The sequence below is a fragment of the Bacillus cereus group sp. MYBK95-2 genome, assembly GCF_051915225.1.
Taxonomy (GTDB): domain Bacteria; phylum Bacillota; class Bacilli; order Bacillales; family Bacillaceae_G; genus Bacillus_A; species Bacillus_A cereus.
Genome location: NZ_JBQAEH010000008.1, coordinates 107,589 through 119,782, shown reverse-complemented (window position 1 = coordinate 119,782; position 12,194 = coordinate 107,589). Strand labels below are relative to the sequence as shown.

The window sequence follows — 12,194 nt, the reverse complement described above, 5'->3', positions numbered from 1 at the left end:
ATTCTTTTATTTTAATGAGAATAATAACGTGTTTTTTATATAATGTAGTTTTGTAGACATAACATGATCCAACTACAAATTTTTATAGAAGCCAAATGCACCGCTTAACTACTAAAATCTTATTAAGTAAAAAATCCATATTTTGTTTTACTTACTTTCTACTTTATTTCTTCTGGATAATGAACTCTTTTCTTCAAACGAATGATCCCTACTATTATTTTTGTATCTTTCTAAATTTGTGAACAAAAGTGAGTACTGTGCCTGTAATAATCATCAATATGCCGATTGCTGCACTGTTAGTTGTACTTACACCCGTCTTTGGAAGCTCCTTATATGTATATTCTTTTTTATCGCTATTACTGTTGTTAGAGATATTACTCTTATTTGCCTTATTAGCAAGGCCATTAGCTTTGCTAGTTTCTTTATCTTTCACTAATACTTTTTGTATTGTATTTACGTCATTACCCATGGAATCTTTGACACTATATATTATTTCATAAGTACCAGCTTTAGTTGTATCTATAGTTCCTTCATACGCTATTTTAGAAGTAAGGTCACCGTCCTCTTTATCAGTAGCTGATACCCCTACCAACGGATCAAATTGATCACCCTCAGTAATTGAAGTTGTAGCAGGTACTTTTAGTATTGGTTTATCATTTTTAACTTCTTCTCTAACTTTAACTGTTACAGTTTGTTTCGCCGTTACTTCATGACCTTTAGAATCTGTAACCGTGTACGTTAATACGTAAGTACCGACTTTAGATGTATCTACTCCACCATCAACTTTTACTTTAGAAGTAAGATCGCCGTCTTCTTTATCAATAGCTTTTACTTTTATCATTGGATCGAATGAATCTCCTACATGCATTGTCGCTCCAACAGGCACTGTTAATTTAGGTTCTAAATCTAATATTTCTCCATTTCCCTCTACAATTACAGTCTGTGTAGCCGTTGTAGTTCTCCCTTGGGAATCAACGACCAAGTATTCCACAATGTATGTACCTGGTTTTGAAGTATCTACATCGCCTTTATGCTTTACTTTATTTGTTAAATCACCATCTTCTTTATCAACAGCTTTTACATTTCTCATTGGATCAAACGTATCACCTACACGTAGTGTAATCGTAAACGGTACAGTTAACTCTGGAGCTTGGTTTTCTGCTGTTTTTTCGTTTTCTTTCACCGTTCCTGTAATTTTTGCCGCATCAAAAGCATTTTGGACTGCTTGAACTTCAATTGAGTTCGTTCCATATTTATTAGCTGCGACTTTAAGGCATGCCAATTTCAATTCAGAGAAATTAGAAGTCATGTTTAATTCATCAGTATTTGCATAATAGAAAATATCAAACATTTTATCTTCACCAATACCATTTACATTTACACCGTTATGAGTACCACCTTGTGCAATTAAATACGCAACTTTATTAATAATACTTGAATTAAAATGTACGCCTCCATAATCCTCTCCATTTAAATCATTATATTTACTATAATCATCGGGATACGGTAGTCCTTCTGAAAAATTAATTGCAGTTGGATTTTTCATATTACGAAAAGTCGATCCAGTTTGTTCTCCTATTGTCCAGTTAAATTCCCCATTATTTATGTATTTCTCTATAGCCGTTCCCATAATATCCGATAATGCCTCGTTAATTGCCCCAGATTCTCCTGAAAATTCAAGGTTAGATTCACTTGATGTAACTGCATGTGTAAATTCATGACCGGCTATATCGAACGCTCTTACCATAGGATCTCCATATAAAAGCATACTAATGTTATTAATATTAGTACTAAATGCATTCTCCCAATTTTCAGGATCATTTGTTCCTCCAGAATCCCATGCATGTACCACTGAAACTACTTTTTTTCCTTTATTATCAAAACTATTACGCTTATATTTTTCTTTATAAAAATCATATACCTTTGTTGCTAAGAAATGGGCGCTTACCGCCTTTGGATCATTAAATGTTGTTGAAGCGCTAGTTGCTAGTATGCCAGGATAATAACTTTCTTCATTTGTAATATCTCTATAATTTACATCATATGTCTCAATTCCTTGCCCTCTTGTGTAATCAGCAAGCGCATAATTCCCACTGGTCTGTTTAGAAATACCAAATGTACGAGTTACGCCTAAATCATCTTTTCCTGTTCCAGTTAATGATGTGAAATTGCTAGTTTTATTTTCCTTAACGGATTCAACATACTCTTCACTTATTTTCAAACTTGATTCTTGTACCATATCTTTTAACATATCGCCATTATGGGCATTCACTAAATAAGTTCCAGATACATAATTTGGTGTTGTAGCAGCAAATGTAACTTGATATGCATTGCTAGCCTGCCCATGATTTTCATCAACAAAAATAACCGCCTTAACTTCTGGTTCAGAAATAAATTTAATGTCGTTTCCGTACTTTTTATAAATATATTGTTTCGCTTCTTCTTTTGATAAATTAATAGGTTTCTTTAAATCTTCTTGTGTTAAATTTTGTGCGCTAGCTCCTGAAATGCTTTTAATAATACCTTTTTTATCTACGTGAGCAGTCAACTGGTGGCCATACACTTCTTTTCCTTCATATATTTGTTGCATGCGCACAAGTGTAGTTCCATCATAAGAACCACGTTTTTGAAGAACCTTGTAATCTACTCCTGTTTCTGCACTAACTTGTTTTGGAGACAAAGCATGCTCCGTATTTTCCTTAAGTGCATCTTTCACTACATTCTCTGGCGCCTTTTTTGATGGTTGTGTAAGATCACCTGTACGGAACGAATCCTCTTGAATTTCAACTTGCATTTGACCAGGTTCCTCTGCATGACCTACTCCATATGGTGTTACACTTGTTAAAACGAATCCTGTTGTTAATGCAACTATAGCTATTTCTTTTTTATTTCCCATGATATTTACCTCGTATAAATTTCTATTATTTATATAAAACTGCTAAAATGTATACAATCTATTCCTAACATAAAAAGATGACTTTTGTAATCTACAAAAGCCACCTCTTCAATATGTAATATCCTTAAAATGTTTTTAATACATAATTTCTATACAAAAAAGAAAAAAGCATTCATTAACGAGCATTTTGCAATACTTTTATTAGGTCATTTATATTTTCAACTTTCTGCTGAAACTGATCAAGTCTGCTATGTAGCAATGAAGGATTTTTATCTTCAGTTGAAATAACTTGTTTTAATTCGTTTTCTAATTTATCATACATATCAAAAAAATTATCAAATTCTACACTTACAAGCTCTTCATTTTCGCGATAGAATCTTTTTGCTTCTATATAAGTCATATATGATTTATTTAAAAATCCTAATGAAATTAAATATTTAGAAGTGTTTTCTTGATAAATAGCAATATCACATGCTATTTTAATATCAGAATAAGTCTTTTGAACGAGACAATGCAATTCAAAAATCTTAAACTTTAATCCATTATTCATTTCATCCCCTCCCATCGTATCTATTCTACATAAAATTAGAATATTATACAAAGAAAATTATTAGCAAGAAATTGACAATTAAAAAAATAACTTAAGGATAAACAAAATCCCTCTCATTATAAATTATAATTGCGGAGCATTTACCAACATAACAGCAAAATAAAAAACGAAAAGAATAAATCTTTCCGCTCTTAGAGTAATAAATACATTTCATATTGCGCTAAAGAATTCTTTTCAAATCCACATTTCTTAAAAAAACCCTCTAATAAATTATTGTTAGGAAACCCAATTGATAAACTTGATAAATGTAATTCTTCTCTTGCTACTTGTAATAATTTCATCCCAACACCAATATTTCTATAACCTTTGTCTACGAAAATAAAACTAATTTTACCTTGTTCATTTACGCATAGAGAGCCTTTTAAGTCATTATCGACATATACACCATAAAATACATTATTTGTTTTTTTAATATAATCAATATCATTTTGCCAATTTATATGGAAGTTTAACCATTTCTGAATTTCATCTTTAAAAGTTGGAAATTCTAATTGTTTTACTTCAATATCTTTACAATCTTTATTCATTATTTTAGTCAAATCATTTAAATTATAATAAGAAAGATCGTACACTTTTTCATAGCCCAACTTATTATAAAAATGAATCGCTCGGTCGTTTCCTACAATGACTTCGAGAAAAAGTTGCTTACATCCATGTTGAATCGCCTCTTCTTTATGCAGTTCAAATAATTTTTGACTCACACCAATACCGCGGTAATTAGGATGAACCGCTAATGTTCCGCAGCGCATAGTCTTTATACTTTCATAATCCTTTATACCACCTAGTATTACGCCAACAGATTTGCCTTCTTCTAAAGCAAGAAAAGAATGTTCTAGCAAATTACCTTCTGGTCCCAAAAAACGTTGTATAAAATCCCCTTTTGAAACTTCCATTTTAATAATGTAATCTGAAAATCCAACTTTAAAAGCTTCATATACTAAATCAATATTTACATCACTACACCTTTTATATTGAATCATAATATAATTATGCCTCCAATTACTTATGTTAAAACCCTCTAACTATCTATTATTTACTACATTAATCTCATAAACACGTAAAAAAGCAATTAAATGCTCACATGCTCTTTCGCATGCTAGCATTTTAAAGATTTTTTGTTCTTCTTTCGTTTTATCATTTGCTTGATCTGAAGCAGCTTTTAAACAGAGAAATGGTTTTTTATTTATTTGACACACATAGGCGAAAGCTGCTACTTCTTGATCAACTGCCAATGCTCCATATACGGTATGGAGTAAATATCTCATTTCTGAACTACGAATACGTTGATCTCCGGATAAAAATGTACCGAAATGTATTGGATCATATGATCGTATTTTTTTTATTCTTCTTACAAGTGATTTTGTTGTTTCAATAGGTGCTGTTCTACCGTTATATAAATTAAAAACATCTTCCCCTGAGCCAGCTGCAGTAACATCGTGTTGTATTGCGTTTAGTGCCACTACAATATGACCGTTTTTCACCTTGTTTGATAAACTTCCGCATATTCCTGTCATAAACAACTCATCTGGCTGAAACTCACTAATTAACAATTGTACACAACTAGCGCAGCTTACTTTACCGACACCAGTAACAACTGATATAATTTCCAGCTCATTAATAGTATGAAAATGAAATTCCCAAGCTGCTCTTTTTTCAACACGTTCACTCGGATAATGTTGATGCAAATACGTCAGTTCTGGTTCCCATGCAGATACAATTGCAATACGTTTCATTACACGCTTCACTTCCCCTATTGTCATTTAAATAAGTTATCTATACTTTCTCGTTCATAATCTGGAATCCATTCTTTGTATTTCTTATATGAATCTCGTATTATTTCTTTATTCTTCGCAATTACTTCACATCCTCTATCATCATACATAAACATCACAATATCTTTCTTTGCATTTATGAGAAATACATCTGGATAAGAGATTTCTTTTTTTCGTCCAAATCGAAGATACAGATCAGAAAAATCCTCATGATTAGCAGCTTGTATCAGCGGTTCATATTTAATATCTTCCGCAAGACATTTAAAAGAAAATTGATATGTACAATATAAAGTGAAACTTTAATCAGTGGGGGGTCTTACTGCCAGGCAAATAGCGGGATAAATCTGCTTCTTCATCTTCAAATAAAAACGGTAACGTTTCTTATCTTATATGAAATCTTAAATCTCTTTTCTTAATATATTTATTGTATATATTTATTTTCTGTGAAGTTTTTATGTTTTCCTTTTTAAATCTATAAACATTTGTCACTACAAACACTACATCTTCTTTTGAAAATATGTCTTCAAAGTTGAGAAAAGTATTCCATATTTAAATCGTCGGTTCCTTCTACAATTTGATATTTATCTTTTCCGAAATCAAAATGTAAATGATTTTCCCACTGAGAATATAAGTAGGGTCCTAATGTAACTCCTGGAAATGTTTGATTCATATATTCTTTTAATTGCATTTCCTTGTCCTTTCTACTGTACAATTCTTTTTAAATCCCAATATGCTTCTTCTAGCCACGGATGTATAACTTTCAATGTATCTTTCCTTTCCCACAAATATGACATATATACAAAAGCTGCTTTTTCCAAAGATTTTCCCAATTCTTTTTTTATTTCTATTAAATATGGTGGTGTCCCTTTTTGATCCCATTCTATTTTATCTGCAACAAATAATACTAAATCCATCTTCGTTGCATGTTTACGCAACGTTGTATGGCAACAAATTGCATTTAAAATCTCTTCATCTTCGACTTTAAATATTGCTTTTGCGATTACCCTCGATAATTTTTGATGAATAATCATAGGAAACTTTCTTTCCGCTTCCACTATTTCTACACCAAATTCTTCAGCAACTGCAATCCGCTCCTCGTTTGGAAAAATGCCACTAATATCATGTAAATATCCTGCAATTGCTGCTTTTTCTTTATCTACGTGAAACTTTTCTGCAATCTTTTTTGCCTCATTTTCCACACGAATTGAATGTTTATATGTAAACTCTTTATTATATTTTAGTAGAAAAGCTTTAATATCATTGTCTATTTTTCCAGTTGGAGTAAATGAATATATATCATTACATAACATAGAAAATCCCCCTTATAACTAACTTTCATTATAATGTAGAATCTAAATATCCTTGTTATTTTATATTCGTTATTAATCTTTTTACTCCTTTTTAATACGTTACATGAAATTTTATACAGAATCATCGCTACAAGTACATAAATGTTTGATATTATAGTAATGTTGATGATTTGTAAGGAAAGGAACTACACAATGAATAAAAATATATTAATTATTGATGATGATAAAGAAATTGTTGAATTACTTGCTGTTTATTTGCGAAATGAAGGCTATAACATTTATAAAGCTTATGATGGCGATGAAGCATTGCAAAAGGTTTCTACATATGAAGTTGACCTTATGATTTTGGATATTATGATGCCAAAACGAAACGGATTAGAAGTTTGTCAGGAAGTGCGTGAAAATAATACTGTACCAATTCTAATGCTTAGTGCAAAAGCAGAAGATATGGATAAAATATTAGGCCTTATGACAGGTGCTGATGATTATATGATCAAACCATTCAATCCATTAGAATTAGTAGCTAGAGTGAAAGCTTTATTACGAAGATCCTCTTTCCAAAATGCTACTTCGCAAAAGAATGAAGATGGTATTATTCGTATTCGCTCTGTTGAAATACACAAACATAATCATACAGTTAAAGTAAATGGAGAGTACATTAAACTAACCTCTATTGAATTCGATATTTTATATTTACTTGCGAGTAATACAGGAAGAGTATTTAGTTCAGAAGAAATTTTCGAACGCGTTTGGAATGAAGATGGTTATGGTTCAAATAAGACGGTAATGGTCCATATTAGCAACTTACGAGATAAACTTGAAACAGTAATAAATGGAGAAAAATTTATTCATACTGTTTGGGGAGTTGGCTATAAAATTGAGAAATGAAGCATTTGATATATTAAAAGATATTCCTAAATGGAAACTTATTTTTTGGCTTTTATTAGCTATCACACTCACTCCTATTACTGAACTAATTATTTATCGCCTCGTTACGAGTGTAATTGAAAGTTCACTTACTCTAACCGAACTCGGTAAAGAATTCATTCGAATTTTTGGTTATGAAAAGTATAAAGGGATTAAAGAGTCTTTATGGATGATGATTGTATCTTATTTGTTTTTATTTTCTATTTTTTCATCCTATCTTTACATTTTTTATCGTCACGAGAAAAAACTTTATTATGAAACTTGTATAAAAAAAATGATAGAAGAAATTCGTTATATTGCAAATGGAAACTTCAATCATAAAGTTTCTATTGTAAATCATAATTATCTAGAAGAATTAGCAATCGGGGTCAATGAAATTGTTGAACAATTAAAAGTCTCAATTGATGAAGAAAGACAAGCGGAACAAGCAAAAAGTGAACTTATTACAAATGTATCACATGACTTACGCACTCCCCTTACTTCTATAGTTGGATACGTAAATTTAATCCATCATGATAATTATAGAGATGAAGTGGAATTGCGATACTATATTCAAGTCATTTACGATAAAGTAACTCGTCTTAATGCATTAATGAATGACTTGTTCGAATATACACGTGTTCAAAATAAAGAATTAAGCTTGTATTCTGTTCCTATTGATATTGTAGAGTTACTTGGACAATTAACTGTTCAATTCCGCATACAGGTTCAAGAAGCTAATATAGAATGTCGGCCTTCTTTCCCGTCTCAAAAGCTCATGGTATTAGCTGATGGTGACAAATTAGTGCGTGTGTTTGAAAATCTTATTATAAACGCTATCGCTTATGGAAGCGAAGGTCGCTATATTGACCTTACTGCTTATGAAAGTAATAATATGATTACAATTGATATAACAAATTACGGACAACCTATTCCTAGTACGGATTTACCTCATATTTTTGAACGTTTTTATCGCGTTGAGAAATCTCGCTCTACAAACACTGGTGGATCTGGACTTGGATTAGCAATTGCAAAAAGTATAGTCGAATTGCATAAAGGAACAATTGAAGTATATAGTGATGACGAAAAAACAACATTCACTGTAAAACTACTCCCATACAAATGTTAATATTACAAATAAAAAGTTCAATTTCTTACCATATAAGAAATTGAACTTTTTCCATAATTACCCTAAATTTAATAATCCTTTATAATTCTTTAGAAATTCTTTACCTTTTCTTTCTTCCTAATTAAGCATTCCTTTTTACAATACTATTATTGATGTCATAATAGGAGGATCGCTTATGCAATTCTTAAAGAAATTCGCTATTTTATTATTATCTTTTTTTATTACTGCACTTATCGTTTTATATTTTTATCTTTATGTAAATGGTCCGATTATTCAAGCTAAATCAGCTATTTTAATAAATGCTAATTCAGGTGAAATTGTTTATAAAAAAAATGAAGAAACCCCAGTACAATCAGCTGCTTTATCTAAATTAATGACAGAATATATCGTATTGGAGCAACTAAATGATAAAAAGATACAGTTAGATGACTTCGTACAAATAAGTAACGAAGTTTTCCGAGTAGAAACAAGCCCTATACAAGTAACATCGAATGATAAAACAACGGTTCGTGATTTACTTCATGCATTGCTACTGGCAGGGAATAATCGTTCTGCACTCGCTCTAGCAGAACACATTGCTGGAAATGAAGATAACTTTACAGTATTAATGAATAAAAAAGCAAAAGAACTAAAGTTATTACAACCATCTCCATTTCTAAACTCTACTGGAATTAATAATAATACAAATAAACAATCAACTACAACAGCGATAGACGCAGCTAAACTAGCAGCTAAATTAGTAAAAGATTTTCCAGATGTATTGAATATTACGAAACTAACCTCTTACCAATTTACCTTCAAAGATTCCCAGGTTTTCAATACGAATAAAATGATATATTCCCTTAATGAAAACATTAAACTTCAAGGTGTTGATGGCTTACAAACTAGTTTTTCAACTAACGGTAATTATAGTTTTGTCAGTACAGCAAAACTTGGAGATACTAGACTAATTTCAGTAATATTAGATGCAGATGAAGAAAACATTTCATTTATTGAAACAAAAAAGTTGCTACAGTATGGTTTTGATCCTTCCTCGTACTCTGCACTCCAAGCTTTTAAAGACGCCCTTACATCTTGGACAATATTGCTTCAGTTTAAAAATTTAATTATACAAACTATAATGATTTTTTTAATCATTACCACCTTAATGTTTTTACATATACGTCAGAAAAAATCCGAGGATTTCAATTAAGAAATCTTCTTATATATAGAACCGACTTGCGCTTGAGATGCAAGTCGGTTTTTAATTCTATCATCCTCTTCCAATCAAATTTGCTGAAACAGGTTGCAAGTTTAACTCCCTCGCCCATATAGATAACTGACCAATATGATAAATTTAATATCCCATTACATGTCTTAAAACCTATGTTTTTTGAGGCATACATCCATCTCTGTTTCCTTTCGTTGTGTTCGTTTGTTTAGTTTAAATGGGTTAATCTATTAATTCTATTAATTCTATTAAATCCAACAATTGAACTATTACACTTTAAAGTTCTACTCATATACTATAGTAGATTACTAGAAAGGAGGCTTAACTATGGATAGTTGCGTTGTATTTGTAAACGGACAACCTTTTTTAGTTCTTTCAGTAGCTGGTATTGAAATTGCTAGATTAGAGATTTCCCTTCAAGTAGCATTAGCTCTAAGAGTGCTTGGGATACCAATCTGTGATTAATTACCAAATTAATAAAAAAAGAGGGCATTAGCCCTCTTTTTTTATTTTCTTCTCACCTTTTCTTAAAAACAAACAAAATTTAAATTTTATTTTTTATATTGTAATGAAAATCCGAAAAATTAACCCATTTTATTCAATAAAAAAGAGCTCCACCCATACCTCATTATCCGTTTCTAAAAAATTAGAATTCGATTAATTACAAGAAAATTTAAATATACGAACGTTACATAAAATACTTGTTAGAATAGCTGTCCCTCACACTATTTATTTCGCCGACGTTATATAATCAAAGCACACAATGATTAACTTTTTATACGGCTTATTTTAAGTGTGCTAGCATTCTAGGCTAGATGATCATGACTGCAAAAAAAACTTCAAGTTCTCGTTTATATAAATCAGATAACGCTTTCACTTTTTGAATCGATTGATAATCTTTAAATTGCGGTTCTCTATCTTCTTATCCTTGAAGAGCACTAATCCAACTATACTCTACATCTACAATATGAAATAATGTTTCTAACATACCCCCAGTTTGCAAAGTAAATCTTCCTCTGAAAGTTGTTCACACCACTTAAACCAATCATCTCTTACTTGCCAATTATATTGAAATAAAGTGTACACATTTATCTCTCTCTTACTTCAATTATCCACCTAACAGCATCTGTTATACATTTAACCATTGACAATCACTTCTCTTCGGCCAAGTTCCTCTACAGCGTGATTAATTATTTCACTTACAGATAAAGAACCATCCAATATGATATCTGAATTCGGCTTAACAGTATGAATTGCCTCTAAATAAGCTTTTCTCGCATATGTCATGTAATGTTCCAAATCATTATGTATTTCATCTATTGTACCTTCCTTAAAATCTCGCAAAATCCTTCTAGCCATCGCAATATCTAAAGGCGTATCAATAAATATAGTTACATCAATGAATTTTCGCATCTCACTATTTAAGTATGCAAAAGGATAATCTACAATAATATAGTCTAAGGTATTATTTTGTATAAGTTGCTCAATATCATGAATTAATGGTGTTAATACCCACTCGTCGTAATTCGCCCCATCATCAATCCATTTACAAATATCAGCAGGAGAGTTATCAAATGTATAACTATCAAAATATAGAGCTTTTGAGTTTTTAAACTTATGCTTTAATCTTTCTGTAATTGTAGTTTTACCTCCTCCCGAAACAGCTGCAATTGAAATTATTTTTGTTTTATTATCCACTATACCCACCAAACCCCTTTATTAACATAACATAATTATAAATTACTATCGTTGCTACTTCTTCCATTCATATTCTAACATACTCATTTCCCATAAATTCCAATACGTTTCTCCTACTCTTTTTGACTCTCTTAATAAGCCTTCTTTTACAAACCCTATTTTTTCGTAACATGAAATGGCCGATGTATTAAAATCATACACACCAAGAGTTACTCTATGTAGTTTTAATTCGTCAAAAGCAATATGAAGTACTGCTTTCATCATATGTTTTCCTATAGAATGTCCTCTCATCTTCGTATTACCAACTAATACTTTTCCAATTCTAGCGGACTTATTAATATTATCTATTTGGCCAAGCGAAATATGTCCAATAACGTCTGAAGTCTCTTCATCTACCACTTTGAAAGCGAGTGTATTTGCACTTTCTATATACTTCTCTAATTGCTGTTCATCTAAAGGAAATGTGAATGCATTTCCTGACCATTGTATTAGAAATTCTTCGGAATTAATCCAATTTATTAATTGTTTAAAATCAGATTTCTTAAAGCTTTCTAGTTTAATCACTTCCTTGCTCCTTTCGTACATCATGCTTTATAACCTCAAACTTATTTCTATATAAAGAATATATTCTCCTTTTATATAAAATTAAAATAAAGCCATTCA

The 12,194-nt window shown here is 30.9% G+C and carries 11 protein-coding genes and 3 pseudogenes; 4 read left to right on the top strand and 10 right to left on the bottom strand.

Features of this window, described 5'->3' with window-relative positions; all coding sequences use genetic code 11:
* Nucleotides 1–214: 214 nt before the first annotated feature.
* The 6 genes and pseudogenes from ACTFN4_RS23170 to yqeK all read right to left on the bottom strand — a co-directional run bounded on the left by ACTFN4_RS23170 (nucleotide 215) and on the right by yqeK (nucleotide 6,588).
* Nucleotides 215–2,896 carry a M4 family metallopeptidase gene (locus ACTFN4_RS23170; RefSeq protein ID WP_439962847.1) on the bottom strand — a complete coding sequence of 894 codons (2,682 nt, stop codon included), beginning with the start codon at nucleotides 2,894–2,896 and terminating at the stop codon, nucleotides 215–217.
* 175 nt (nucleotides 2,897–3,071) lie between these two features.
* Entirely contained in the window at nucleotides 3,072–3,446 is a 375-nt protein-coding gene (locus tag ACTFN4_RS23165; protein WP_001059022.1) for a hypothetical protein, read from the bottom strand.
* Between the two features lie 191 nt (nucleotides 3,447–3,637).
* Nucleotides 3,638–4,486 (bottom strand): GNAT family N-acetyltransferase, encoded by an 849-nt coding sequence (locus ACTFN4_RS23160; protein WP_439962846.1) that lies wholly within the window; start codon nucleotides 4,484–4,486, stop codon nucleotides 3,638–3,640.
* 42 nt (nucleotides 4,487–4,528) lie between these two features.
* Nucleotides 4,529–5,266: a 5'-methylthioadenosine/S-adenosylhomocysteine nucleosidase gene (mtnN, locus tag ACTFN4_RS23155; protein WP_000151939.1), complete on the bottom strand. Its 738-nt coding sequence runs from the start codon at nucleotides 5,264–5,266 to the stop codon at nucleotides 4,529–4,531.
* A pseudogene (locus ACTFN4_RS23150) lies at nucleotides 5,263–5,966 on the bottom strand (DUF3885 domain-containing protein). Before ACTFN4_RS23150 ends, mtnN begins: the two are co-directional and overlap by 4 nt.
* 13 nt (nucleotides 5,967–5,979) lie before the next feature.
* Nucleotides 5,980–6,588 (bottom strand): bis(5'-nucleosyl)-tetraphosphatase (symmetrical) YqeK, encoded by a 609-nt coding sequence (gene yqeK / locus ACTFN4_RS23145; protein ID WP_439962845.1) that lies wholly within the window; start codon nucleotides 6,586–6,588, stop codon nucleotides 5,980–5,982.
* A gap of 192 nt (nucleotides 6,589–6,780) precedes the next feature.
* Between yqeK and ACTFN4_RS23140 the strand changes: the two genes are divergently transcribed.
* The 3 genes from ACTFN4_RS23140 (at nucleotide 6,781) to ACTFN4_RS23130 (ending at nucleotide 9,815) form a co-directional block, all read left to right on the top strand.
* Complete coding sequence (locus ACTFN4_RS23140) at nucleotides 6,781–7,476, top strand: response regulator transcription factor (protein ID WP_001038807.1); 696 nt, start codon at nucleotides 6,781–6,783, stop codon at nucleotides 7,474–7,476.
* Nucleotides 7,466–8,623 carry a sensor histidine kinase gene (locus ACTFN4_RS23135; RefSeq protein WP_001243312.1) on the top strand — a complete coding sequence of 386 codons (1,158 nt, stop codon included), beginning with the start codon at nucleotides 7,466–7,468 and terminating at the stop codon, nucleotides 8,621–8,623. Before ACTFN4_RS23140 ends, ACTFN4_RS23135 begins: the two co-directional genes overlap by 11 nt.
* A gap of 175 nt (nucleotides 8,624–8,798) precedes the next feature.
* On the top strand, nucleotides 8,799–9,815 hold the full coding sequence (locus tag ACTFN4_RS23130) for a D-alanyl-D-alanine carboxypeptidase family protein (RefSeq protein WP_063245762.1): 1,017 nt from the start codon (nucleotides 8,799–8,801) through the stop codon (nucleotides 9,813–9,815).
* 60 nt (nucleotides 9,816–9,875) lie between these two features.
* On the opposite strand, the pseudogene ACTFN4_RS23125 reads toward ACTFN4_RS23130, so the two are convergent.
* A pseudogene (locus tag ACTFN4_RS23125) lies at nucleotides 9,876–9,959 on the bottom strand (DinB family protein); the annotation flags it as partial.
* Between the two features lie 201 nt (nucleotides 9,960–10,160).
* Between ACTFN4_RS23125 and ACTFN4_RS23120 the strand changes: the two are divergent.
* On the top strand, nucleotides 10,161–10,298 hold the full coding sequence (locus tag ACTFN4_RS23120) for a DUF3956 domain-containing protein (protein ID WP_000376554.1): 138 nt from the start codon (nucleotides 10,161–10,163) through the stop codon (nucleotides 10,296–10,298).
* Nucleotides 10,299–10,656: 358 nt separating this feature from the next.
* Here the strand turns inward: ACTFN4_RS23120 and ACTFN4_RS23115 are convergent.
* The 3 genes and pseudogenes from ACTFN4_RS23115 to ACTFN4_RS23105 all read right to left on the bottom strand — a co-directional run.
* Nucleotides 10,657–10,919: pseudogene (locus ACTFN4_RS23115) on the bottom strand (DinB family protein); the annotation flags it as partial.
* 51 nt (nucleotides 10,920–10,970) lie between these two features.
* Nucleotides 10,971–11,540 (bottom strand): AAA family ATPase, encoded by a 570-nt coding sequence (locus ACTFN4_RS23110; RefSeq protein WP_000513268.1) that lies wholly within the window; start codon nucleotides 11,538–11,540, stop codon nucleotides 10,971–10,973.
* Nucleotides 11,541–11,585: 45 nt separating this feature from the next.
* Entirely contained in the window at nucleotides 11,586–12,119 is a 534-nt protein-coding gene (locus tag ACTFN4_RS23105) for a GNAT family N-acetyltransferase (RefSeq protein WP_439962844.1), read from the bottom strand.
* Between the last annotated feature and the right edge of the window lie 75 nt (nucleotides 12,120–12,194).